This window comes from Cellulomonas rhizosphaerae (assembly GCF_003470205.1).
Taxonomy (GTDB): Bacteria; Actinomycetota; Actinomycetes; order Actinomycetales; family Cellulomonadaceae; genus Cellulomonas; species Cellulomonas rhizosphaerae.
The window spans coordinates 1-23,954 of the sequence record NZ_QWKP01000181.1 but is presented as its reverse complement, the minus strand read 5'-3'; the positions used below and the strand labels follow the sequence as shown (position 1 = coordinate 23,954).

Genomic DNA, 23,954 nt, shown 5'->3' with positions numbered 1-23,954 from the left:
CGGCCAGCCCCCGCAGCGCGACGGGCAGCGGCACGCGAACCCTCAGTCGGTCGACGAGGAGGCGCAGCTGTGGCTGGATCGCGGGTGCCGCGGCGTAGACCGTGGCGGGGATGGCCTGCTCGAGCCCCACGGCACCGGCGATCGTGTCGCGCAGCGACTCGGTCCACGCAGCGAGTCCCTCGAGGCGCGCGGTCTGCTCACGCTCGGCCTTGGCGCCGCCCAGCAGGGCGGGCGCGGCGAGTGCGAAAGCGGCAGCGCCGAACGCCGCGACCGGCCAACGCGTCACGACCAGGGTGACGATTCCGACGACCAGGGCGATCACCAGCCGTCGACGGGCTCGCAGGAGGGAGCCGGGCGAGCCCGACCGCACGCGCGGCGGGCGGGGCTCGGTGCCCAGGAGCGCGACGACGAGCAGGATCACGCCGCCGCCGACCACGGCGCCAGCGAGGATCACCAGCAGCGTCGAGAGGGGGATCACATCGCCCCCCCGAGGGCGTACGACGGCTGATAACCAGCGGCGACAAGCTCGTCGAGAGACGCGATCGGGGCTGCCGCGACTGCCACACCGTCCGGGCCCGAGGCGAAGATCTCGCTCGACAGCACACGGCCGTCGACGCCATTGACCTCGCGGATGCTCGCGACGTACCGGCGCAGGCGTCCGCCCGAGAGGTAGTCGTTCTGCTTCTGGACGAAGACCACGAAGTCGATCGCACCGGCGATGAGCATCATCGTGGCCTCGACGGGCAGACGCTCGACCGACTGGATCGCGTAGGTCGAGATGCGGTTGAACACCTCGATCGAGCTGTTGGCGTGGATCGTCGACAGCGACCCGTCGTTGCCCTGGCTCATGGCGTTGAGCATCGTGACGATCTCGTCGCCCAGAACCTCACCGACGATGACGCGGCTCGGGTTCATGCGCAGGCTGCGGCGCACGAGCTCGGACATCATGATCGCGCCGTTGCCCTCGGAGTTCGGCAGCCGCTCCTCGAACGAGACGACGTTCGGGTGCAGGTCCGGGAACTGGCCCAGGCCGAGCTCGAGCGCGCGCTCGACGGTGATGAGGCGCTCCTCGGGCGCGATCTCGTTGGCCAGCGCGCGGAGCATGGTCGTCTTCCCGGCATTGGTCGCGCCGGCGATCATGATGTTCTTGCGGGCCGCGACCGCCGCGGACAGGAACGCCGCGACGTCGGGTGTGACCGAGCCGAAGCGCACGAGGTCGTCGAGGTGCACGCGCGACAGGCGCGAGCGGCGGATCGAGATCGAGGGCCGCGCGCACACGTCCATGACGGCGGACAGACGGCTGCCGTCGGGCAGGCGCAGGTCGAGCTGCGGGTTCGCGGCGTCGAACGGGCGGCTGGTCAGGCCCGAGTACGCGCCGAGGATCTGCACGAGCTCGACGAGCTCGTCGTCGGACTCCGCGACCGGGCCCCAGCGCTCCTCGCGCCCGTCGCCGTACTGCACGAACACGTTGTCGTACCCGTTGATGTCGACGTTCTCGACGTCGGGGTCGTCCAGCAGCGGCTGCAGCCGGCCGACGCCGTAGAGCGCGGCGTGGATGCCGGCGGAGATCTCCTCCTCGTCCTGCGGCGTCGGAGGCGTGCGTCCCGAGGCCATCTCGCCGCGGGCGTGCGCGTCGAGCACGCGGGCGATGACGGCACGCGCGAACTGCCGCTCGTCCTCGCCGGACATCGCGGGCAGCCCCGCGGCTGCGTCGTCGCGGCGCTGGCGGGCCAGGACGTCGGCGACCTCCTCGCGCAGACGCCGCACGAGCATCTGGTCGAGGCTCATCGCAGCTCCTTCGTCAGGGCGCTGCCGCGGGCGTACTGGCGTGACTCGCCCAGCGCCTGCACCGGGTGCACGAGCTGCCGGGCGGAGCGAACCAGGAGGGAACGATCGATACCGCGCGCGATCCGTGCGGCCACGACATCGGCGGACTTCTGGTCGATGCCGACGGCACCCAGCACAGGGACGCGCAGGCCGGCATGTCCGAGCAGCAGCTCCAGGTCCCGCACAGATGCCGTGTCGCGAGGCTCGGTCAGCGCGATGACACCGAGAGCCGGCATCGCACGCATGCCGGAGTCGAACGTCGTCAACCATCGCAGGCGCTCACGCAGGTGTGCGTACCCCTCGATGGTCGGCCGCACGACGAGCACGAGGGCGTCCGAGTCCATCACGAGCGGAAGCGCCGGGCTGTCCGGCAGCAGACGCCCGACGTCGGCGATGACCGTACCCGGGTGCTGGCGCAGGATGCCGCCGAGCGACGGCCACACCGGTCCCATCCCTGCGACCTGACCGGGCGACTGCACGCCGCACACGACCTGCAGCCCCCCGTCGATCGTCTGGAGGTGGGGCTGGAGCGATGCGGCGCCGCGTCGAGCCTCGACGGCGAGCGTCAGGAGTCCGATGTCCGGGTCGAGAGGAGTGCCGTCGGGGGCTGGCGACCACAGTGCGACGTCGCCGCCCGCGGGATCGGCGTCGACCAGAGCCACCTCGGACGGCCACACGGAGGCCAGGACTCGGGCGGTCGTGGTGACGCCGGGAGCGCCCTTGGCCGAGGCAAGGGTGATCAGCACGTCAGCCGTCCTCGCCGATCGGCGTACCCCGGGACACGAGCGTCACAGCCAGCGCGCCGTCGGCAGCGACCGCAGCGACCTTCGCCCCCGACGCCTCGTCGACGATCAGCGTGACGATCGTCGCGCCGGCGTTCACCGAGTCGCTCGTCCGCACCGAGCTCACGCGCGCGTCCGGCACCAGAACCGTTCCCTCGCTGTCGCCCACCTGTACCAGCTGGACGACGTCCCCCGGCTCGAGCCCGCTCGCGGGCATCCGGCCGTCGGCCAGAGCCGCACCGACCGCGACCGATCCAGGCTGCAGGGGCGCAGTGTCGGTCAGCATCGTCGAGTCGAGCAGCTGGCCCGAGACGAGCGGCACGCGGGCGTACCTCCCGACGACCTGGTCCTTGGCGCCGGCAGGAACGAGTGCGGTGCCCTCGGCGGCTACCTGGGTGGTGACCAGATCCCCGTCGGTGATGGCTGAGCCTGCGGCAACGTCGTGCGCGAGCTGGAGCATCGGCACGCGCGAGTCCTGGCGCAGGGCGAAGAGCCCGGCGATCGCCGCCCCGCCCACGATGAGCAGCACGGCCAGCACGGCCAGCAGCGGTCGTCGTTCGCGCGGCGCCTTCGGCAGCCTGTCCCCCGCGGCGGCTCCGCCCGCAGGGCCGAGCCCCCGGGCCTCGCGCGCCCGACGACGCTCGGTGACACCGTCCTGCTGCGATGCCTTGCCGATATCGGTCGCCATCAGTCCCCCGTCTCGAAGCCTTTCGGCCAGTGCGATCGGATGGAACTATAAACAGCACCATTCGGACACGCCTACCGAGTCCGTCGTCCCGGGCACATGTCACCCGATCGGCAGGGGCGCCGGATCAGGGGGTCGCGGCGACCGCCCGCGGCCACAGGTCGTCCTCAGCCGGCGCCCAGACCTGCGCGTCTACCTCGACCTGCTCGCCGGAGCGGATGTCCTTGACCTGGTCCGCGCCGGCGACGCCGTCGTGGTCGATCTCACCCGGGAACCACACGAACGGGATCCCCCGGCGGTCAGCGTGTCGGATCTGCTTGCCGAACTTGGCGGCCGCCGGTGCGACCTCGACGGGGATGCCGCGCGCGCGCAACGTGTCGGCGATCGCGTCGGAGCGGTGACGCTGGTCCTCGTTGGTCACGGCGACGAGCACCGCGCTGGGGACGGAGCGGGTCGCACGGACGAGGCCGCCGCTCAGCAGGCGCGAGACGAGGCGCGAGACCCCGACCGACAGGCCCACGCCGGGGTAGGTGTTCGCCCCGTCGCTCGCGAGCGTGTCGTAGCGACCGCCCGAGCAGATCGACCCGAGCTGCTCGTGCCCGACGAGGATCGTCTCGTAGACCGATCCTGTGTAGTAGTCGAGGCCGCGCGCGATCTTCAGGTCGGCCACGACCACGCCGGGCGCCCGCTCGGCGGCGGCACGGACCAGCGCGCCCAGCTCGACCAGTCCCTCGTCGAGCAGCTCGTGGGCGGCGCCGCGCGCGGCGGCCAGGTCCCGCACCCGGTCGATCACCGACTCGTCGGCGCCACTGATCGACGCGAGCTCGAGGCAGGCCGCGGCCTGCTCGTCGGACGCGCCCGTCTCGGCGACCAGGAGCGCCGCGACCTTGGCGGGACCGATCTTGTCGAGCTTGTCGATCGAGCGCAGCACGCCCTCGACGTCCTCGAGGCCGAGCCCGCGGTAGAAGCCCTCGGCGACCTTGCGGTTGTTCACGAGGATCCGCACGGGCGGCAGCCCGATCGCCTGGAGCTCGCGGAACACCGCCGCGATCACGAGCGGGATCTCCACCTCGACGTGGTAGGGCAGCGAACCCGCGCCGACGACGTCGATGTCTGCCTGCACGAACTCGCGGAACCGCCCGTCCTGGGGTCGTTCGCCGCGCCACACCTTCTGGATCTGGTAGCGACGGAAGGGGAACGCGAGGTGGCCGGCGTTCTCGAGCACGTAGCGCGCGAACGGGACCGTCAGGTCGAAGTGCAGGCCCAGCTGGCCGCCGCGCTCGGGCGGCGCGTCCGGATCCTCCTGGAGGCGGCGCAGCACGTAGACCTCCTTGGAGGTCTCGCCCTTGCGCAGCAGCTGCTCGAGCGGCTCGACCGCGCGCGTCTCGATGCCGGCGAACCCGTGCAGCTCGAAGGTGCGGCGCAGCACGTCGAGGACGTGCTGCTCGACGATGCGCCCGTCGGGCAGCCACTCGGGGAATCCGGACAGGGGGGTCGGTCGCGCCATGCGGCCGATCCTTCCAGACGCGGCTGCGTGCTCGGCGCTCGTGTCCGTCAGAGGTACGGGTTGCGCGCCAGCTCGGTCGCGATGTCGGTCGTCGGGCCGTGACCGGGGACGACGACGGTCGCCGGGTCGAGCGCGCCGCAGACCTCCTGGAGCGTCGTAGCCATCCGGGCGTCGTCGCCGCCGGGCAGGTCCGTACGACCGATCGTCCCGGCGAACAGCACGTCGCCCGTGAACGCGACAGGCTCGCCGTCGATCTCGAGCAGGTACAGCGTCGAGCCCTCGGTGTGCCCCGGAGCGTGCCGGGCGACGATGCGCGTGGCGCCGAGCTGCAGCTCGACGTCGTCGTCGCGGCCGGTGCCGTCGGTCGAGCCGAACGTGCGCACGTCGGCCGGCATGGCGTACGCGGCGGGGTCGAGGCCGGCGGCGGCGATCGCCTGGCCGAGCGGGCCGCTGGGGGCGTGCGAGGCCGAACCCAGCGGGCCCAGTGTCCCGAACGGGTCGTGCAGCCGGTGCTCGTCGGCGGCGTGCACGTGCAGGGGGACGTCGAGCGCGGCGCACAGCTCGGCCGCGTCCCAGGTGTGGTCGACGTGGCCGTGGGTCGCCAGGACGGCGACGGGCGTCAGTCCGTTGGCGCGGACGTAGGCGACGACCTCGGCGGTGACACCGACACCCGGGTCGACGACGACGCACGACCGGTCGTCGGCCACCACCACCGTGCACCGGGCACCGAACACGGACGAGACGACTGAGAGGACCTCCATGGTGCGACCGTACCTGCAGGTGATGCGGGACTGTGACCTGCACGCGCCCTCCCCTGGCGGCGGCAGCCCGTGGCTTGCCTAGACTGTCCGAGGTTCCCCGTGCGGTGCGGCATGTGCTTTGCCGTTCCCACGACGACACGGTCACGACGCAGCAAGGAGCAGGGGTGTCCAGCAAGCGCGAGCGCGAGTACGAGCAGCGCCGGTACGAGAAGTGGCAGCAGCGCCAGGCGGAGCACCGTGCCGCCCGCCGCCGCCAGCGGATCGTCGTCGGTTCCGTGCTCGGTGCGCTGGTCCTCGTCGTCGCGGTGGTCGCCGTGATCAACGGGATGAAGGACGACACCGCCCCCTCCTCCGCTCTCGGCACCGAGACGCCCACGGCACCGAGCACCACGGTGCCGACCCCGGCTCCCTCCGCGACGCGCGACCCGCTCACCCCGGACCCCGCGCTCGCCGAGGCCCGCACGTGGACGGGCGACATCGCGCTCAAGCAGGGCGACATCGGCATCTCGCTCGACGGCCTGGCCGCCCCGCAGGCCGTCGCGAACTTCGTGAGCCTCGCGGACAAGGGCTTCTTCGACGACACGAAGTGCCACCGCCTCACGACGAGCGGCATCTACGTCCTGCAGTGCGGCTCGCCCGACGGCACCGGCACCGACGGCCCGGGCTACACCTGGGGCCCGATCGAGAACGCCCCCGCCGACGGCGTCTACCCCGCGGGCACCATCGCCATGGCGCGCGTCGGCAACGACGGCAGCTCCATGGGCAGCCAGTTCTTCCTTGTCTACAAGGACAGCACCATCCCGGCAGACACTGCGGGCGGATACACCGTGTTCGGCCAGATCACGTCAGGTCAGGACGTGCTGAAGGCCATCGCCGACGCGGGCACCACCGACGGGACAGAGTCCCCGGTGCACGACGTCATCATCGAGGGAGTGAAGGTCAAGTGACACAGACCCCGGACCAGCCGACCGTGCCCGACGAGGGCTCCGCAGGGCAGGCGCCCGACGAGCCGACCGTGGCCGACGAGGCTGTCGTGGCCGAGACCGCGACCCCCGAAGCCGCTGCAGACGAGGTGGCCGAGACTCCCGAGGTCGAGGCTCCCGTGACTGAGGCCCCTGCCGTCGAGGCGCCCGCCGCTGAGGCACCTGCCGCTGAGGTGGCCGACGCGCCGGTCGTCGACGATGTCGTCGGCGAGCCCGCGGTCGACGATGCCGCTGCCGAGCCTGTCGCCGACGAGCCCGCTGCCGAGCCCGCGGTCGACGAGGCCCCCGCCGCGCCGACCCCCGCTCCTCGCCCCATCCCCCGCCCTCGCCCCGGCGGCGCGATCCCGGTCCCGCACCCGCCGGCCACCCCGGCGCCCACCACGGCCTCCGCGCCCGTCCCGCCCCCGGCGGACGCCGCCGAGGCCGCGCTGGCGGCCACGTTCGGCAACGTCGACGACGAGGGCAACGTCTCGGTCCGCGAGGCCGCGGGCGAGCGCGTCGTCGGCCAGTTCCCGGGCGCCACACAGCAGGAGGCACTCGCGCTCTACGTGCGCCGGTACCTCGACCTGCAGGCCAAGGTGACGCTGTTCGAGGCGCGCCTGACCGCCACGGACCTGTCCGTCAAGGAGATCGACCAGACGCTCGGGCGCCTGACCACCGAGCTCGCCGAGCCCGCCGCGGTCGGCGACCTGGACGGCCTGCGGGCACGCCTGGACGCGCTGCGGGTTGTCGCGGCCGAGCGTCGCGTCGCCGCCGAGGCCGAGCGCGTCGCGGCCCGAGCGGTCGCGGTCGAGTCGCGCACGGCGATCGTCGAGGCCGCGGAGAAGATCGCCGAGACCGAGCCGAGCCGCATCCAGTGGCGTCCCGCCGGCGAGCAGCTGCGCCTGCTGCTCGACCAGTGGAAGGACGCGCAGCGCAACGGGCCGCGCCTGGACCGCCCGACGGAGGAGTCGCTCTGGAAGCGGTTCAGCCACGCGCGGACCACGTTCGACCGTGAGCGTCGGCACTTCTTCGCCGAGCTCGAGCAGCGCAACTCCTCGGCCAAGGTCGCCAAGGAGAAGCTGGTCGCGGACGCCGAGCGCCTGCAGCACAGCACCGACTGGGGCGCCACGGCGGGCGCGTTCCGCGACCTCATGGCCCAGTGGAAGCTGGCCGGCCGCGCGAGCCGCTCGGACGACGACGCCCTGTGGGCACGGTTCCGTGCCGCGCAGGATGCCTTCTTCGCGTCGCGCGACGCCCAGAACGCCGCGACCGACGAGGAGTACCGAGCCAACCTGGAGGTCAAGGAGGCCCTGCTCGTCGAGGCCGAGGCACTCGTGCCGATCAGCGACCTCAACGCGGCGAAGCAGGCCATCCGCGGCATCCAGGACCGCTGGGAGTCGGCGGGCAAGGTCCCGCGTGCCGACGTGCAGCGCGTCGAGGCCCGCCTGCGTGCGGTCGAGACCACGATCCGCGAGTCCGAGCAGGCACAGTGGACGCGCAGCAACCCCGAGACGCGTGCGCGCGCCGAGGGCGCCGCCGCGCAGCTCGAGCAGGCGATCGCCGGCCTCGAGGCCGACCTCGAGAAGGCCAAGGCCGCCGGCGACAAGCGGAAGATCGCCGACGCGCAGGCCGCGCTCGACGCCCGCCGGTCGTGGCTCGAGCAGGTCCAGCGCGCGGCGAGCGACGCGCGCGGCTGACGCCGTCCGGCCTCGAAGGCCCGTCCCCCCAGGGGGCGGGCCTTCGTCGTCCACAGGGCCCTCGGCACGGAGCACTCCGGCCGGGGCATCCTGCGTGCATGACCCTCGCCGCCTACCGCCCGCGCCCCGCCGTCGTGCCGCCCCTGGTCGTGCACCGCTCCGCCGTCCCCGCCAGCGCGTGGCACGGGCAGCTGCGCGACGGCGCGCTGCGGCTCGTCTGGGGCGATGTCGCGGTCGCCGCAGACGTCGTCTCGACCCCAGAGCTCCGCGCGCTGGCACTGGCCGAGCTCGTGCCGGCGCGCGCGGTCGTCGGGCGCGGCTCGGCGCTCTGGGTGCACGCCGGGCGGCCGGAGCCCGAGCGCGTCGAGGTGCTCGTCGGCCGCCGAGGGCGGCACACCGCGCCGCACCCGCGACGCGTCTCAGCCGAGGCCGAGCTCGCACCCGAGGACGTCGTGCGCGTGGCTGGCGTCCGCGTCACGTCCGTCCAGCGCACGGGCACCGACCTCGCGCGCTGGCTACCGAGCCGCGACGCCGTGCCGCTGGTGGCGGCGCTCGTCCCGCTCGGGTTCGACCCCGAGCGCGCGCTCACCGACCTCGGCGGGCTACGCGGCCAGCGCCACGTCCGGACCGCCCAGCACACGCTCGCCCTCGTCGGGCGATGACCGGCGTCAGACCCGGATCGAGGGCTCCTCGGCGCCCTTGGCACCCGTGATCCGGTAGACGTCGAACACGCCCTCCACCTTGCGGACCGCCGAGAGCACGGACGCGAGGTGCGACGGCTCGGCCATCTCGAAGACGAACCGCGACAGCGCGACCCGGTCCCGCGACGTGGAGACCGACGCCGAGAGGATGTTGACGTGACTGTCGGACAGCACGCGCGTCACGTCGGACAGCAGGCGCGAGCGGTCGAGCGCCTCGACCTGGATCTGCACGAGGAACAGCGCCGACGACGACTGGCTCCACGACACGTCGACGATCCGCTCCGGCTGAGACCGCAGCTGCTCGACGTTGATGCAGTCCGTGCGGTGCACGCTCACGCCCGCGCCGCGCGTGACGAAGCCCATGATCTCGTCGCCCGGCACCGGGGTGCAGCACTTGGCGAGCTTGACCCAGATGTCGTCGACGCCCTTGACCACGATTCCGGGGTCACCGGCGCGCTGGCGCCGGTTGGTCTGGCCGGGACGGGTCGCCTCGGCGATGTCCTCCTCGGCCGCCGGCTCGCCGCCCATCGAGTGCACGAGCCGCTGGACGACCGTCGCCGCCGAGACCTGACCCTCGCCGACGGCCGCGTACAGCGCGGAGACGTCCGCGTGCCGCATGTCGTTGGCGAGCGCGACGAGCGACTCGTGCGAGAGCAGGCGCTGGATCGGCAGGTTCTGCTTGCGCATCGCCTTCGCGATGGCGTCCTTGCCGTGCTCGATCGCCTCCTCGCGGCGCTCCTTGGAGAACCACTGGCGGATCTTGTTGCGGGCGCGCGGGCTCTTGACGAATCCGAGCCAGTCACGCGAGGGCCCCGCGGTCTCCGACTTGGACGTGAAGACGTCGACCACGTCGCCGTTCTCCAGCGTCGAGTCGAGCGGTACGAGGCGGCCGTTGACGCGCGCGCCCATCGTGCGGTGCCCGACCTCGGTGTGCACCGCGTACGCGAAGTCGACCGGGGTCGAGCCGGACGGCAGGCCCATGACGTCGCCCTTGGGCGTGAAGACGTAGACCTCGGAGCCCGCGATCTCGAACCGCAGCGAGTCGAGGAACTCCGTCGGGTCCGCGGTCTCCTTCTGCCAGTCCACGAGCTGGCGCAGCCACGCCATGTCGTTGCCGGCCGCGTCGGTCGTCGTCCCGGGCGCCTGGTTCTTGGCGCTCTCCTTGTACTTCCAGTGCGCCGCGACGCCGTACTCCGCGCGACGGTGCATGTCGTGCGTGCGGATCTGGATCTCGACGGGCTTGCCGCCGGGGCCGATCACGGTGGTGTGCAGCGACTGGTAGAGGTTGAACTTCGGCATCGCGATGTAGTCCTTGAACCGGCCGGGCACCGGGTTCCATCGCGCGTGCAGCGAGCCGAGCGCCGCGTAGCAGTCGCGCACCGAGTCCACCAGGACCCGCACGCCGACCAGGTCGTAGATGTCGGCGAAGTCGCGACCGCGGACGATCATCTTCTGGTAGATCGAGTAGTAGTGCTTGGGCCTGCCCGTGACCGTCGCCTTGATCTTGGCGGTCCGCAGGTCGGCACCGACCTGGTCGCGCACCACGGCGAGGTACTCCTCGCGCGCCGGCGCGCGTTCCGCGACCAGGTGGACGATCTCGTCGTACACCTTGGGGTACAGCGTCGCGAACGAGAGGTCCTCGAGCTCCCACTTGATCGTGTTCATGCCGAGGCGGTGGGCCAGCGGCGCGTAGATCTCGAGGGTCTCGCGGGCCTTCTTCTCGGCCGACGAGGCGGCCACGAACTTCCAGGTCCGGGCGTTGTGCAGGCGGTCGGCGAGCTTGATGACCAGGACGCGGATGTCGCGCGACATCGCGACGACCATCTTGCGCACGGTCTCGGCCTGCGCCGCGTCGCCGTAGGTGACCTTGTCCAGCTTGGTCACGCCGTCGACGAGCATCGCGACCTCGGGCCCGAACTCGCGTCGCAGCTGGTCGAGCGAGTAGTCGGTGTCCTCCACGGTGTCGTGCAGCAGTGCGGCGACGAGCGTAGACGGCGTCATGCCGAGCTCGGCCAGGATCGTCGCGACGGCGACCGGGTGCGTGATGTACGGGTCGCCGCTCTTGCGCAGCTGTCCGCGGTGCGCCTTCTCGGCGACCACGTAGGCCTGCTCGACGACGGTCAGGTCGGCCTTGGGGTGGTTGGTGCGAGCCGCCTGCAGGACGGGCTCGAGCGCGGGGAACGCCGGACCGCTGCGGCCGCCGAACCGCGACAGGCGCGAGCGCACTCGACCGGACGAGGTCCCGTAGGGATCCGTCAGCGCAACCTGGGCACCGGTCTCAGCCGAGTCGACGTCGTCGCTCAAACCCTCCCCCTCGCACTCGGGTCGTTCCCCTCGCGCGAGCACCGGCGGGGGAACCGATCCGCAGAGTCTACGGCCGCCGGGGCGAGCATTCGCCCGCCGACCAGGTCACGGGTGGTTCAGGGCACCTTACGGAACTGCGACGAGTGCGTGCACCGCGTGGTCGCCGAGGAGTGCGCGTCCGCCCAGTGCCTCGAGCTCGACGAGGAACGAGAGGCCGACGACCTCCGCGCCGCAGTGCTCGAGCAGCCGGATCGTCGCCGCGGCCGTGCCGCCGGTGGCGAGCACGTCGTCGACGATCAGCACGCGCGCACCGGCCGGGACCGTCGAGGGGTGCAGCTCGATCGTCGCGTCGCCGTACTCGAGCGAGTAGCTCTCGGCCACCGACGGCCCGGGCAGCTTGCCCGCCTTGCGGACCGGGATGAGGCCCGCACCCAGGTGCACCGCGATGGGGGCCGCGAGCAGGAACCCGCGCGCCTCCATCCCGGCGACGAGGTCGATCGGGCCGCCGGCCTGGACCGCCAGCGCCTCGCACACCTGCGCGAAGGCATCGGCGTCCGCGAGCAGCGGCGTGATGTCGCGGAACAGGACCCCCGGCTCGGGGAAGTCCGGCACGAGCCGGACCAGGTCGTCGACCCTGCGGGCCGCGGCCTCCAGGTCGGGGGTCCGTCCGCTCATCGGGTGGGCTTGCGCTTCTTCGGCTGCGCGGTCTGGCCCTGGTGCGAGCCCGGGCGCAGCTGGCCCGCGGCGTGCACCGAGCCGGCCAGGACGGACGGGTCCGCGTCCGGGCCGTTGCCCGCGGCGCGGGCCGCGAGGACCGCCTTGGTGTGGTCGCGGATCTTCGGCTCCCTCTCGCGCAGCGTGACCTCGAGCGGCGTCGCCAGGAAGATCGACGAGAACGTGCCGATGAGCATGCCGACGAACAACGCGAGAGCGATGTCACGCAGCGTCCCGGCGCCGAGGATGAACGCCCCGACGAACAGGATGCCCGCGACGGGCAGCAGCGCGACGACCGAGGTGTTGATCGAGCGGACCAGCGTCTGGTTGACGGCCAGGTTGGCCTTCTCCGCGTACGTGAACCGCTTCTGTTCCAGCGCGTCAGCCGTGTTCTCGCGCACCTTGTCGAACACCACGACGGTGTCGTAGATCGAGTACCCGAGGATCGTCAGGAAGCCGATGACTGTCGCCGGCGTGACCTCCCAGCCGATAGCCGCGTAGACGCCGACCGTGATGATCAGGTCGTGGAACAGGGCGACGAGGCCCGCGACGGCCATGCGCCAGTTGCGGAAGTAGATCGTCATGACGATCGTCACGAAGATCAGGAAGACGATGATGCCGGTGATGGCCTTCTGGGAGATGTCCTTGCCCCAGGACGGGCCGATGAACGAGCTGCCGATGTCGTCCTCGGTCACGTCGAACGCCGTCATCAGCGCGTCCTTGACCTTCTCGACCTCCTCGTTGGAGAGGGTCGCGGTCTGGATGCGCAGCGAGCTCGAGCCGATCGAGGTCACCTGAGGAGACTCGTCGGGCTCGATGGCCCTGACCGTGTCGATCGCGAGCTGCTGGTCGTTCGTGTCTACGTTCGACACGATGAACTGCGAGCCGCCCTTGAACTCGATGCCGGGGTTGAGACCCGGCGTGATGAGGAAGATCCCCGAGAGCACGACCAGGACGGCCGAGATCGTGTACCAGATGCGACGGCGGCCGACGATGTCGTACGACCGACGCCCTGTGTAGAGGTCGTTGCCCCACTGGGCGAAACCGGCGGCCATCAGTGCTCACTCCCGTCGGTGCGCCCAGAGGCGTCATCTGCGTCCGTGGTGGCGGCCTTCGCGGCCGCCGCCTTCTGCGCCGCGCGGCGCTCGGCGATCGTCATGCCGGCGGTCTCCGGGGTGATCTCCGCACGCGGGGCGCTGGGGACCGGGGCGGGCACGCGCGTCTCCGCCTCCTCCTCGACCACGTCGGGCGTCACGTCGTCGGCAGCCTCCGGGCGCGGGCCCGTCGCGACCTTGCCGCGGCCCACGTACCGGGTGGAGCCGATGACGCCGAGGCGACGCGGGTCCAGGCCGGAGGCGCGGTGGCCCTCGGAGAAGAACTTGGTGCGGGCCAGCAGCTCCATCACCGGGTGCGTGAACATGAACACGACCAGGACGTCGACGAGGGTCGTCAGTCCGAGCGTGAACGCGAAGCCACGCACGCCACCCACCGCGAGGATGTACAGCACGATGGCGGCGAGGAAGTTGACCGCGTCGGACGCCAGGATGGTGCGCTTGGCGCGCGACCAGCCTCGCTCGACGGCCACACCGAGGGTGCGCCCCTCACGCAGCTCGTCACGGATGCGCTCGAAGTACACGATGAACGAGTCCGCGGTGATACCGATGGCGACGATCAGGCCCGCGACGCCGGGGAGCGACAAGCGGTACCCCTGCGTCCAGGACATCAGCGTGATGATCCCGTACGTGACGACCGCCGCGACGATGAGCGAGGCGACCGTGACCAGGCCGAGGGCCCGGTACTGCAGCAACGAGTAGAGCACCACGAGCGCGAGGCCGATGAGGCCGGCCAGGAGGCCCTTCTGCAGCTGGTCGGCGCCCAGCGTCGCGGAGATCTGCTCCTCGCTCTGCACCTCGAACGACATGGGCAGCGCACCGAAGTTGAGCTGCTGCGCGAGCGTCGCGGCCGTCTGCCGGGTGAACGAGCCCGAGATGGTCGCCTGGCCGTTCGGGATGACCGCGCTCACGGCCGGAGCCGAGACGACGAGGCCGTCGAGCACGATGCCGAACTGGTTGAGGGGCGGCGACTGCGTCGCCAGACGCTCGGTCACGTCGGTGAACTGCTTGGCGCCCGTCGAGTCGAACTTCAGGGTGACGATCCACTCGGTGCCGACGCCGCCGCTGGGCAGGGTCTCGAGGCCCGAGCTCGCGCTCGAGATGTGATTCCCGTCGATCTCGACCGGGCCGAGGATGTACTTCGCGACACCCACGACCTGGTCGCCGACCGTCTGCGACTCACACGTGACGAACGCGGTCTTGGGGTCGCCGTTGACGCCACCCCGCAGGTTCGCGGGGTCGGTGCAGTCGAGCTTGTCGTACTCCTGCTGGACGGCCGGGGTGATGTAGTACGCCGTGTCGCTCGCGCTGTCCGGAGCGGCCTTCGACGGCTCGGTCGAGGCCGGGGTGGGCTCCGCGCTCGGCGCCGGGGTGGCGCTGGGCGTCGCACCGGCGGTGGGCTGGGCACCCGCGGTGGCGCTGGCCGTCGGCGCGGGGGTGGCCCCGTCGGTTGCGTCGTCGGTCGCCGTGGGCGTCGGAGCGCCCTGCACGAGCACCGGACGGAACTCCATCTGAGCCGAGGTGCGGACGAGCTTGAGCGTGTCCTCGCTCGGCTTGCCCGGCAGGCCCACGACGATCGTCGTGCCCGAGCCGCTGCCCTGGCTCGTGATCTCGGCCTCGGAGACGCCCGAGGCGTCCACACGCTGGCGAATGACGTCGATCGCCTGGTTGATCTGGCCGCTCGTCGGCGTCGTCGCCGAGACCGGCTTCAGCACGATCTGCGTGCCGCCCTCGAGGTCGAGCGCAAGCTTCGGCGTCCAGGTCGCATCGGACCACTTGGTGCCCGCGAAGATCGCCCCGAAGATCGCCAGGATGATGATCCCGAGGGTGATCAGCGTGCGGACAGGCCTGTTGCGGCGTGTGGGAGGAGCCAACGGAGTTCTTCTCTCGTGCGCGCACCGGCTGCTCGTGCTGCCGGTGGGGTCCGGGCCCGCGGGGTACCTCCGCGGGCGCGTGCGGTTACTTGGTCTCGGGCTCGTCCTTCTTCGGGGCGTCGCCGTCCTTGCTGTCCTTGCTCAGCGACGGGAGCGACGACAGGTCGTCGGGGACGTCGATCGCGTCGGCGTCCTCGGCCTCGTCGGCCCACTCCTCGTTCGTCTCGTCCACCGGCGGCTCGATCTTCTTGGCGATCGCGGCGCGGATCCAGCGGGTGCGGCCACCGCCCGGCTCGGACTCCAGCGTGATGGCCTCGTCGTCGACGGCGACGACGGTGCCGAACAGGCCCGACCCGGTCATGACCTCGTCACCCGGAGCCAGCGTGTTGCGGAACTCCTGCTGCGTCTTCTGCTGCTTGCGGGTGCGGCGCGACATGAGCCAGAAGGCACCGACGGCGAGCACGAGGATCAGCAGGAACGAGTAGTTGCTGCCGCCTCCGCTGCTGGACGTTCCGGCGGCGATCACTTCGGCGTGGTGGGTCACAAGGTTTCCTTCGGTCGGGCGTGTCGGCCGCAGTCTAGGCGCAGCGGCCCGCCGCTCCAACGCACGGTCGGTGCAGGGGGTTCCCGGCGACGCAGGCAGACGTTCGTCGGCCGCATGGTCCCGGCCCCCGCGGGCCACGGAAGGAACTGTAGCCGTCCGCAACTGTCGCGCCGTCGAGATCAGCCGAACAGGGCGCCCTGGTCTCGTGGGACGTCGAGCCCAAGGTGCGCCCATGCGGCGGGCATGGCGATGCGTCCCCGCGGCGTCCGCCCGACGAAGCCCTCGCGGAACAGGAACGGCTCGGCGACGGTCTCCACGGTCTCGGGCTCCTCGCCGACGGCCACGGCGAGCGTCGTCAGCCCGACCGGGCCGCCGCCGAACCGCGTGCACAGCGCGGTCAGCACCGCTCGGTCGAGTCGGTCGAGCCCGCGGTCGTCGACCTCGAACACGGCGAGCGCCGCGCGGGCGGCCTCGATGCTCAGCGTGCCGTCACCACGGACCTCGGCCCAGTCCCGGACGCGACGCAGCAACCGGTTCGCGATGCGGGGCGTCCCGCGCGAGCGTGACGCGATCTCGGCCGCCGCCTCTCCCGCCAGCGAGACTCCCAGCAGGCCGGCGGACCGCAGCAGGACGCGCTCGAGCTCGTCGGCGTCGTAGAAGTCGAGGTGGCCCGTGAACCCGAAGCGGTCGCGCAGCGGTGCAGGCAGCAGCCCGGCCCGCGTCGTGGCACCGACAACCGTGAACGGCGGCAGCGACAGCGGGATCGCGCTCGCGCCGGCCCCCTTGCCCACGACGACGTCGACCCGGAAGTCCTCCATGGCGACGTAGAGCAGCTCCTCGGCCGGTCGTGCGAGTCGGTGGATCTCGTCGATGAAGAGCACCTCGCCCTCCTCGAGGGAGGACAGCACCGCGGCCAGGTCGCCCGCGTGCTGGATCGCCGGGCCGCTCGTGATGCGGAGCGAAGCGCCGAGCTCGGCGGCGATGATCATCGCCAGCGTCGTCTTGCCGAGCCCGGGAGGACCGGACAGCAGCACGTGGTCGGGCGCCCTCCCGCGGTTCCGTGCGGCCTCGAGCACCAGCGAGAGCTGGTCGCGCACGACGCGCTGGCCGACGAACTCCTCGAGCCTGCGCGGGCGCAGCGCCGCCTCGGCGGCCCGCTCGATGTCGTCGGCGCCCGTGCGGACCAGCGACTCCGCCGCGAACCGCTCGGTGACGAGCTCGTCGTCCTCAGCCACGCCCGCCGCCCAGCGTCCGCAGCGCCGCGCGCAGCACCCCGGCGACCTCGTCCGCGCCGACCGGCCCCTCGACCCCGTCGAGGACCGTGGTCACCGCGTCGTCCGCGACCTTCGCGCTCCAGCCGAGCCCGACGAGCGCCTCGACCACCTGGTCGCGCCGGTCCCCAGCCACGAGCACCGGCGCCACTCCCCCGACGCTGACGGGTGCGGGTGCGCCGATGCGGTCCTTGAGCTCGAGCACGAGGCGCTGAGCGCCCTTGCGGCCGATGCCGGGCACGCGCTCGAGCGCCTTGAGGTCCTCGTCCACGACCGCGCGGCGCAGCCCGTCGGGCGTGTGCACCGCGAGCATCGCCATCGCGAGCCGCGGGCCGACCCCACTGACCGTCTGCACGACCTCGAAGACCTCGCGTTCGTCGTCCTCCGCGAACCCGAACAGCGTCAGGGAGTCCTCGCGGACCACGAGAGAGGTGTGCAGCGTGGCGCTCACCCCGACCCGCAGCCCCGCGAGCGTGGCGGGCGTGGCCTGCACCAGCATGCCGACGCTGTTCACCTCGATGACCGCGGCGTCGAGCCGCACCCTCTGCACCGTGCCGTGCACCGACGCGATCACACGCGCCTCCTCGTCCTCGCGACCCCACGCGCCCGAGCTGCGCGCCGCGACCACTGTGCCACATCCGTCCGAACATCTGTACGAGGGACACGCGGCCCTGTGGACGACGCCGCGTCGCACCTCGCTCGGGTCCCCCTCAGCCTCCGTCGACGAGGATCGAGCGTCGTTCCACGACCTCGAACGCCGGGCTGGTGGACGTCGTCGTGGCCGTGCCCGCGACGTCGCGCCAGCGGGCGTTGCCGTCGACCCGGTAGCGACCCGACCACGTCGTCGTCAGCGTGATCGTCGCCTTGCCCAGGTCGGTGAACGCCCGCGCGACGTCCTGCTCCGGGTACGGGTGGCCGGGGCCCTTCGTCGTGAACGGCTTGCCGCCGCCGAACGACCACGTGAACGACTCGGGCTTCACCACGACGTCCACCCCGACACCGAGCACCTCGGTGCGCAGCGTCTGCTCGTCGTCGTCGGAGTACGCGATCGTCTCCTTGTTGACCAGCACCCAACCCCTGTCGGGCTGCATCGTCAGCGACGACGGCGCGATCGGCAGCCGCCGGAAGTCCTCGAGCGTCAACGTCGGCAACAGATCAATCGGGCAGTACCAATCAGTCCGCTGCACCCAGGCTCCCCATTCGGCTTCGGGGGCCGTGCGTGCACGGCTCCACCAGGGCGGCTGCGGCTCGTCACCGTCACAATCCAGGCGCTGATCCTCGGGCGGAAGCAACTCACAGGGGTACGTCGAGTCGAAGTTCAACGCCGTCGTGTAGGTGCCGTCACCGGCGCAGGACGGTGACTGCATCCAATCAGTCAAACGCTTCGCTGGATCGGGCTCCTTTCCGTTGTCGATCTCCTTCCGCTGCACTGCTTCGCGCGCAGCGACCATCGTTGCGCCGTCCTCATTCCAGGAGTCGATCGAGGCACGAGCCATCGACGGGACCAAGAGCGCGAGGGAGGCCACTAGGAAGACCAGAAGTGGGCGCCTCACGTCTGTGGGTCGAACTGCGCCGCGCGGATGTTCCAACTCCCGTCGTCCCAGTGGACGACCAGGGTCGCAGTGAGCTCATTTGGGCCCGGCGAAGACTCGATCTCGTCGCCAGAAGCATCGACCGTGTACGAGGCGTCCTCAGTGAAGTCGACACGGACCGTGTAGGAAGCTCCAGGCTTAATCGTCCGGACGCTCGATCGGTCGATCGCAATTGCCCCGCCCTCGGTGTGGCCACCCGCCGAGAACAGGTCTTGCAGCCCAGAGCGCGCGCTCTCGCAGAAGACGCACTCCTCGTTGCTCAATTGCTCCCACTCCTTGAAGTCGCCCGTACCGGCGACGTAGGGGTAGAGAGAAACGAAGTACTCACCGACCTTCACAGCACCGTCTTCTGACGGCGCCGCATTTAACGCATCCGGCCGCTCCGGCGCCACAGTCACATCCACCACCGCACTCACCGAAGGCGACGGCGACGGCGAGGCCGCCACAGACGGCATCGAGCTCGCCGTTGGCGAAGGGCTCGTTGGCCGCGCCACAGGCGGAGCCGCGTCAGGCGTGCACGCCACGAGCGCCCCGCCCACCAGGGCCAGAGCAAGAACAGAGCGAGCAGCGCGGATCATGGCCGCGAACCTACCTAAACCGGACGCTCCCCCGCAGGCGTTCGGCCAGATCTGTGGACAACTCGTCCCGACAGCTCAGCCGCGCGTGCGGGCTGCCTGCTCGGCCGCGGCCCAGGCGCGCTGCGCGGCGGTCATCGAGCCCGGCGCGCGCTGCGGGGCCCCGAGCGCACCGGCCGGACGCCACAGGTGGCAGATCGCGAGGGCAAGGGCGTCGGCGGCGTCGGCCGGCTTGGGCAGGGCGTCGAGCGACAGGAGCCGGGCGACCATCGTCTGGACCTGCAGCTTGTCGGCGCGACCGGTGCCGGTGACGGCGGCCTTGACCTCGGACGGCGTGTGCAGCGCGACGGGGATCCGACGCCGGGCGGCGGCGACCATCGCGATCCCCGCGACCTGCGCGGTCCCCATCACGGTGGAGACGTTGTGCTGGGCGAAGACGCGCTCGACCGCGACGGTGTCGGGCGCGTACGCCTCGAGCCACTCCTCGATCTGGGACTCGATCGCGAGCAGCCGCTGGTCGATGTCCAGCGCGGGGTCTGAGCGTGCGACGCCCACGGCGACGAGCGCGGCGCGGCGGCTCGGGAGCCCGTCGACGACACCCAGGCCGCAGCGGGTCAGGCCGGGGTCCACTCCGAGCACGCGCACGCCCGCATCGTCGCAGCCGCGAGGCACTCAACCGGCGAGCACACGCCGACACACGCAGCGAGTGCGCCCGTCCGGTGCCGAGTGCACCCGAAAACGAGGGGCACAGTCGGCGCCGATCGGGCGCACTCGCGGTGGTGAAGGAGAGGAGAGGTCAGTCGTCCTCGAGCTCGGCCATGACCTCGTCGGACGCGTCGAAGTTCGCGTAGACGTTCTGCACGTCGTCGGAGTCCTCGAGCGCGTCGATCAGGCGCAGGATCTTGCGGGCGCCCTCGGCGTCCACCTCGATCTGCATCGCGGGCCAGAACACGACGTCGGCGGAGTCGTACTCGATGCCGGCGCTCTGCAGGGCGGTCCGCACGGGCACCAGGTCGGTGGCCTCGGACAGCACCTCGAACACCTCGCCGAGGTCGTTGACCTCTTCGCCGCCGGCCTCGAGCACGGCCTCCATCACGGAGTCCTCGTCGGTGCCCTCCTTGGGGACGATGACGACGCCCTTGCGCGAGAACAGGTACGAGACCGAGCCGGGGTCGGCCATCTGGCCGCCGTTGCGCGTGAACGCGACGCGCACGTCGGAAGCCGCGCGGTTGCGGTTGTCGGTCAGGCACTCGACCAGCACCGCGATGCCGCCCGCGCCGTAGCCCTCGTACATGATCGTCGAGTAGTCGGCGCCGCCGGCCTCCTGGCCGGAGCCGCGCTTGACCGCACGGTTGATGTTGTCGATCGGGACCGAGCTCTTCTTGGCCTTCTGGACCGCGTCGAAGAGCGTGGGGTTGCCCGCGAGGTCACCGCCGCCCGTGCGGGCGGCCACCTCGATGTTCTTGATGAGCTTCGCGAAGAGCTTGCTCCGCTTGGCGTCGACCACGGCCTTCTTGTGCTTGGTGGTGGCCCACTTGGAGTGACCCGACATCGCCTCTGCTACCCCTTTGCTCCCCGCCGACGAACCCGATGCACGGCCCGGACGGGCCGCGAACTCACAGGCTCTCGCGGACGATCTGCACGAACGACTGGTGCACGCGGGTGTCCCCGGTGACCTCCGGATGGAACGAGGTCACGAGCAGGGGCCCCTGACGGACCGCGACGATCCTACCGGCGGCAGGCCCGGATTCCACGCGGCCGACGACGCGCGCGGCGGGACCGACCTCCTCGACCCACGGTGCGCGGATGAAGACCGCGTGCAGGGAGCCCTCGACGCCCTCGATCGCGAGGTCGGTCTCGAAGGAGTCAACCTGCCGCCCGAAGGCGTTGCGGCGGACCGTCACGTCGACCCCGCCGAGCGTCTGCTGCCCCTCGATCCCGCCGATCACGCGGTCGGCGAGCAGGATCATCCCGGCGCAGGACCCGTAGGCGGGCATCCCGTCGCGCAGGCGCGTCCGGATCGGCTCGAACAGGTCGAACGCGCGCAGCAGCTTGTCGATCGTGGTCGACTCCCCACCGGGGATGACCAGCGCGTCCACCGCGTCGAGCTCCGAGGCGCGCCGCACCCCGACCGCGGTGGCACCAACCGACTCGAGCGCGTGGACGTGCTCGCGCACGTCCCCCTGCAGGGCCAGAACTCCGATGGTGGGGGTCACGGTGCGCATCCTAGGTCGCCTCAGCGCGAGCGTGCGGCGGCCGCCCCCAGGCTGGATCCGGCGGACCACGACGCGCCCGACGACGAGCCGACGACCTCGTCGGCCAGGCGTCCCAACCCCTCCACGAGCAGGTCGCGGGGTGCTGCCAGGCTCACGCGGACCATCCCCGCGCCGCGCTCGCCGAACGTCGACCCCGGCGCGGCCGCGACGTGCCGGCGCGCGAGCAGGCGCAGCGCGAACGCCTCGGTGTCTGCCTCGCCCACGCCGACCATGAGGTAGAACGCGCCGTCGGGCTCGACGAGGGTCAGGCCGCGCTCGCGCAGCAGCGAGACCGCGAGGTCGCGCCGGTCCCAGTACGACTCGACCGCGGCGTGCACGTGGTCCTGTGGCCCAGTGAGTGCGGCGATGGCGCCGTACTGGCTCGGGGTGGACGGGCACGCGACGCTCGCCTCGGCGAGGTGACCGATGCGCTCGACCACCGCCCGGTCCGGGACCACGGCGTACCCGATCCGCCATCCCGTCATGGCGTGCGCCTTGGACAGGCTGAAGAACGTCAGCACGCGCCCGTCCGTGTCGAACGTCGCGGTGCTCACGTGCGGGACGCCGAAGGTGATGGCCTCGTAGCACTCGTCCGACAGCACCCACAGGTCGTGCCGGCGCGCGATCTCGACGATCCCCTCGAGGACCGCCGCGGGATACACCGCGCCCGTCGGGTTGTTCGGCGAGCAGACGATGACGGCCCGGGTGCGTGGCGTGATCGCGGCCTCGAGCTCATCCAGGCGCGGGATGAACCCGTTCTCGGCGCGCGTCGAGTAGGCGACGACGCCGGCGCCCGCGGCCGCAGCCGCCATCGCCCAGTTCGGGAACATCGGGTCTGGCGCGAGGATGTCGTCGCCGGGGCCCAGGAGCGTCGCCATGGTCATCGCGAGGCCGTGCATCGCGCCGTGCGTGACGACCACCTGGTCCGGGTCGGCGGCGAAGCCGTTGCGCCGGGTGATCCGGTCGGCAGCGACCTCGCGCAGCGCGTCCAGCCCGAGGCTGGAGGTGTACCCGGTGCGCCCGTCCTGCGCGGCCCGGGCCGCCGCAGCCACGACGTGCTCGGCCGGCCGGGCGTCCGGCTCGCCGATCTCCAGATGGATCGCCTCCGGGTCGCGCAGCGCGACCTCCATGAGGGTGCGGATGCCGCTGAGCGGGAGGCGCGCGCTGGGCGCTGACGACGAGACGGTGGCCATCGATCGACGGTATCGCTCCCAGGTCACGCCGAGGTTACCGACCAGTACGGCACGTAGGCTCGCGTGTCGTGAGCACTGACTCCCTGCGCACCGACGCCTCGAGCACCGAAGCCGCCTCGCTCGACGATCGCCACCACGCCACCGACCTGCGCGAACGCTTCGCGCTCCCCGACGGCGTCGTCTACCTGGACGGCAACTCGCTCGGCGCGCTGCCCCGCGCCGTGCCCGCGGCAGTCCGCGACGCGGTCGAGCAGCAGTGGGGCCGCGACCTGATCACCTCGTGGAACACGCACGGCTGGTGGGACGCCCCCGCCCGTGTGGGCGACGCGCTCGGCCGCATCGTCGGCGCGGCCCCCGGCCAGGTCGTCGTCGGCGACTCGACGAGCGTCCGCCTGCACCAGGTCCTGCACGCGGCCGCCGGGCTGCGCCCCGAGCGGACCGTCGTGCTCGCCGACCCCGACACCTTCCCCACTGACCTCTACGTCCTCGACGGAGTGGCTCGCCAGCTCGGTTGGACGGTCGAGCACGTCGCGCCCGATGAGGCCGTCGACCGCCTGCGCGGCACGGACGACGTGGTCGCCGTCGTCTACTCCCACGTCGACTACCGCACGGGCGTCCTCTGGGACCTGCCAGCCGTGACCCGGGCCGCCCACGACGCTGGTGCGCTGGCGATCTGGGACCTGTGCCACTCCGCGGGCGCCGTCGCGGTGGACCTCGACGCCCACGGCGTCGACCTGGCGGTGGGATGTGGGTACAAGTACCTCAACGGCGGCCCGGGCGCGCCCGCGTTCATCTACGTCGCGACCGAGCACCAGGCGGCCTTCAGCAACGTGATCCCTGGCTGGCACGGGCACGCCCAGCCATTCGCGATGAGCGGCGAGTACGCACCCGCCGACGGCATCGACCGCGCACGCATCGGGACGCCGCCCATGCTGTCCCTGCTCGCGCTGGAGGCCGCACTGACGGCGTTCGACGGCGTCGAGATCCAGGACGTGCGCGCCCGGTCGCTCTCGCTCACCGGTTTCCTCCGGCGCTGCATCGACGCACTGGTGCCGGGCACGACGTACGCGTCGCCAGACGACGAGGGCCGCGGCTCGCAGGTGGCCGTGCGTCACCCCGACGCCTACGGCGTGGTGCAGGCGCTGATCGCTCGCGGCGTGATCGGCGACTTCCGCACGCCGGACATCGTCCGACTCGGTGTCGCCGCGCCGTACCTCACCCACGCCGACATGCTCGCGGCAGCCACGGAGCTCGCCGCGGTCCTCGAGGCCGACGAGCACCTCGATCCGGCCTACTCCCGCCGCAGCGCGGTCACCTGAGACGTCGACGTCGGACACCGGCAACGGTGCGCTCGCCTGCAGGTGCCGCGGCGCGACCGCTCTCCGAGCCGTCGAGACGTCGGGCCGTAGCGGACCGAGGCGGCCTCAGAAGGGTGGGTCGCCGAGGTCGTGTGGCCGTGGTGTGCGGCGTCGGGTGGGGTCGAACATTCTGGGGCTGACTTCGACGGGTATCGGTGATCGGTAGTACGTGATCCCCAGCGGGCTGGTCCACTCGGTGTTCCCCGTGGCCTTGTCCCGCTTCACGTTCCAGATCTT

22 protein-coding genes and 1 pseudogene are annotated in these 23,954 nt (G+C 71.8%); 4 read left to right on the top strand and 19 right to left on the bottom strand.

Annotation, left to right across the window (positions count from 1 at the left end; genetic code table 11):
* From D1825_RS08305 to D1825_RS08280, 6 genes and pseudogenes are all read right to left on the bottom strand, one after another.
* Positions 1–478: pseudogene (locus tag D1825_RS08305) on the bottom strand (type II secretion system F family protein); the annotation flags it as partial.
* Positions 475–1,788, bottom strand: coding sequence for a CpaF family protein (locus D1825_RS08300; RefSeq protein WP_118766964.1), 1,314 nt, complete (start codon positions 1,786–1,788; stop codon positions 475–477). The pseudogene D1825_RS08305 and the gene D1825_RS08300, both read right to left, overlap by 4 nt.
* Positions 1,785–2,573, bottom strand: coding sequence for a P-loop NTPase family protein (locus D1825_RS08295; protein WP_118766963.1), 789 nt, complete (start codon positions 2,571–2,573; stop codon positions 1,785–1,787). The genes D1825_RS08300 and D1825_RS08295 overlap by 4 nt, the downstream gene beginning before the upstream one ends.
* A 1-nt stretch (position 2,574) precedes the next feature.
* The gene (locus D1825_RS08290) at positions 2,575–3,297 is read right to left on the bottom strand and encodes an SAF domain-containing protein (protein ID WP_118766962.1); all 723 of its coding nucleotides are present in this window, start codon (positions 3,295–3,297) and stop codon (positions 2,575–2,577) included.
* 124 nt (positions 3,298–3,421) lie between these two features.
* A complete protein-coding gene (gene hisS, locus D1825_RS08285; RefSeq protein ID WP_118766961.1) occupies positions 3,422–4,801 on the bottom strand; it encodes a histidine--tRNA ligase in 1,380 nt (459 codons plus the stop codon).
* 47 nt (positions 4,802–4,848) lie between these two features.
* On the bottom strand, positions 4,849–5,562 hold the full coding sequence (locus D1825_RS08280; protein WP_118766960.1) for an MBL fold metallo-hydrolase: 714 nt from the start codon (positions 5,560–5,562) through the stop codon (positions 4,849–4,851).
* Positions 5,563–5,726: 164 nt separating this feature from the next.
* Between D1825_RS08280 and D1825_RS08275 the strand changes: the two genes are divergently transcribed.
* The 3 genes from D1825_RS08275 (at position 5,727) to D1825_RS08265 (ending at position 8,886) form a co-directional block, all read left to right on the top strand.
* Positions 5,727–6,509 carry a peptidylprolyl isomerase gene (locus D1825_RS08275; protein WP_118766959.1) on the top strand — a complete coding sequence of 261 codons (783 nt, stop codon included), beginning with the start codon at positions 5,727–5,729 and terminating at the stop codon, positions 6,507–6,509.
* Positions 6,506–8,224 (top strand): DUF349 domain-containing protein, encoded by a 1,719-nt coding sequence (locus D1825_RS08270; RefSeq protein ID WP_233549738.1) that lies wholly within the window; start codon positions 6,506–6,508, stop codon positions 8,222–8,224. Before D1825_RS08275 ends, D1825_RS08270 begins: the two co-directional genes overlap by 4 nt.
* Positions 8,225–8,322: 98 nt before the next feature.
* A complete protein-coding gene (locus tag D1825_RS08265; RefSeq protein ID WP_118766958.1) occupies positions 8,323–8,886 on the top strand; it encodes a hypothetical protein in 564 nt (187 codons plus the stop codon).
* Between the two features lie 6 nt (positions 8,887–8,892).
* Here D1825_RS08265 and D1825_RS08260 read toward each other — a convergent pair whose 3' ends face one another.
* The 13 genes from D1825_RS08260 to D1825_RS08200 form a co-directional block, all read right to left on the bottom strand.
* Positions 8,893–11,229, bottom strand: coding sequence for a RelA/SpoT family protein (locus D1825_RS08260; RefSeq protein ID WP_118766957.1), 2,337 nt, complete (start codon positions 11,227–11,229; stop codon positions 8,893–8,895).
* Positions 11,230–11,355: 126 nt separating this feature from the next.
* Positions 11,356–11,904 carry an adenine phosphoribosyltransferase gene (locus D1825_RS08255; RefSeq protein WP_118766956.1) on the bottom strand — a complete coding sequence of 183 codons (549 nt, stop codon included), beginning with the start codon at positions 11,902–11,904 and terminating at the stop codon, positions 11,356–11,358.
* Positions 11,901–12,998 (bottom strand): protein translocase subunit SecF, encoded by a 1,098-nt coding sequence (secF, locus tag D1825_RS08250; RefSeq protein WP_118766955.1) that lies wholly within the window; start codon positions 12,996–12,998, stop codon positions 11,901–11,903. Before secF ends, D1825_RS08255 begins: the two co-directional genes overlap by 4 nt.
* A complete protein-coding gene (secD, locus tag D1825_RS08245) occupies positions 12,998–14,929 on the bottom strand; it encodes a protein translocase subunit SecD (protein WP_118766954.1) in 1,932 nt (643 codons plus the stop codon). Before secD ends, secF begins: the two co-directional genes overlap by 1 nt.
* A gap of 85 nt (positions 14,930–15,014) precedes the next feature.
* Positions 15,015–15,473: a preprotein translocase subunit YajC gene (gene yajC / locus D1825_RS08240; RefSeq protein WP_233549736.1), complete on the bottom strand. Its 459-nt coding sequence runs from the start codon at positions 15,471–15,473 to the stop codon at positions 15,015–15,017.
* A gap of 179 nt (positions 15,474–15,652) precedes the next feature.
* Positions 15,653–16,708, bottom strand: coding sequence for a Holliday junction branch migration DNA helicase RuvB (ruvB, locus tag D1825_RS08235; RefSeq protein WP_118766952.1), 1,056 nt, complete (start codon positions 16,706–16,708; stop codon positions 15,653–15,655).
* Positions 16,701–17,318, bottom strand: a complete 618-nt coding sequence (gene ruvA / locus D1825_RS08230; RefSeq protein ID WP_118766966.1) for a Holliday junction branch migration protein RuvA — start codon at positions 17,316–17,318, stop codon at positions 16,701–16,703. The genes ruvB and ruvA overlap by 8 nt, the downstream gene beginning before the upstream one ends.
* A gap of 136 nt (positions 17,319–17,454) precedes the next feature.
* Positions 17,455–17,895, bottom strand: coding sequence for a zinc transporter (locus tag D1825_RS08225; RefSeq protein WP_118766951.1), 441 nt, complete (start codon positions 17,893–17,895; stop codon positions 17,455–17,457).
* A gap of 398 nt (positions 17,896–18,293) precedes the next feature.
* Positions 18,294–18,914, bottom strand: a complete 621-nt coding sequence (locus D1825_RS17975; RefSeq protein WP_147356257.1) for a DUF6318 family protein — start codon at positions 18,912–18,914, stop codon at positions 18,294–18,296.
* Positions 18,915–18,989: 75 nt separating this feature from the next.
* On the bottom strand, positions 18,990–19,556 hold the full coding sequence (gene ruvC / locus D1825_RS08215; protein ID WP_118766949.1) for a crossover junction endodeoxyribonuclease RuvC: 567 nt from the start codon (positions 19,554–19,556) through the stop codon (positions 18,990–18,992).
* Between the two features lie 151 nt (positions 19,557–19,707).
* On the bottom strand, positions 19,708–20,463 hold the full coding sequence (locus D1825_RS08210; RefSeq protein WP_118766948.1) for a YebC/PmpR family DNA-binding transcriptional regulator: 756 nt from the start codon (positions 20,461–20,463) through the stop codon (positions 19,708–19,710).
* Positions 20,464–20,527: 64 nt separating this feature from the next.
* Positions 20,528–21,127 (bottom strand): pyridoxal 5'-phosphate synthase glutaminase subunit PdxT, encoded by a 600-nt coding sequence (pdxT, locus tag D1825_RS08205; RefSeq protein WP_325051473.1) that lies wholly within the window; start codon positions 21,125–21,127, stop codon positions 20,528–20,530.
* Between the two features lie 20 nt (positions 21,128–21,147).
* On the bottom strand, positions 21,148–22,359 hold the full coding sequence (locus tag D1825_RS08200) for a pyridoxal phosphate-dependent aminotransferase (RefSeq protein ID WP_118766946.1): 1,212 nt from the start codon (positions 22,357–22,359) through the stop codon (positions 21,148–21,150).
* 68 nt (positions 22,360–22,427) lie between these two features.
* On the opposite strand from D1825_RS08200, the gene kynU reads away from it, so the two are divergent.
* The gene (gene kynU, locus D1825_RS08195) at positions 22,428–23,678 is read left to right on the top strand and encodes a kynureninase (RefSeq protein ID WP_233549734.1); all 1,251 of its coding nucleotides are present in this window, start codon (positions 22,428–22,430) and stop codon (positions 23,676–23,678) included.
* Positions 23,679–23,954: the final 276 nt, after the last annotated feature.

Excerpts from the sequence above, each read along its gene's own strand:
- D1825_RS08300 (WP_118766964.1), bottom strand. The coding sequence starts at position 1,788 with ATGAGCCTCGACCAGATGCTCGTGCGGCGTCTGCGCGAGGAGGTCGCC.
- D1825_RS08290 (WP_118766962.1), bottom strand. The coding sequence starts at position 3,297 with ATGGCGACCGATATCGGCAAGGCATCGCAGCAGGACGGTGTCACCGAG.
- hisS (WP_118766961.1), bottom strand. The coding sequence starts at position 4,801 with ATGGCGCGACCGACCCCCCTGTCCGGATTCCCCGAGTGGCTGCCCGAC.
- D1825_RS08280 (WP_118766960.1), bottom strand. The coding sequence starts at position 5,562 with ATGGAGGTCCTCTCAGTCGTCTCGTCCGTGTTCGGTGCCCGGTGCACG.
- D1825_RS08265 (WP_118766958.1), top strand. The coding sequence starts at position 8,323 with ATGACCCTCGCCGCCTACCGCCCGCGCCCCGCCGTCGTGCCGCCCCTG.
- D1825_RS08255 (WP_118766956.1), bottom strand. The coding sequence starts at position 11,904 with ATGAGCGGACGGACCCCCGACCTGGAGGCCGCGGCCCGCAGGGTCGAC.
- secF (WP_118766955.1), bottom strand. The coding sequence starts at position 12,998 with ATGGCCGCCGGTTTCGCCCAGTGGGGCAACGACCTCTACACAGGGCGT.
- D1825_RS17975 (WP_147356257.1), bottom strand. The coding sequence starts at position 18,914 with ATGATCCGCGCTGCTCGCTCTGTTCTTGCTCTGGCCCTGGTGGGCGGG.
- D1825_RS08210 (WP_118766948.1), bottom strand. The coding sequence starts at position 20,463 with ATGTCGGGTCACTCCAAGTGGGCCACCACCAAGCACAAGAAGGCCGTG.
- D1825_RS08200 (WP_118766946.1), bottom strand. The coding sequence starts at position 22,359 with ATGGCCACCGTCTCGTCGTCAGCGCCCAGCGCGCGCCTCCCGCTCAGC.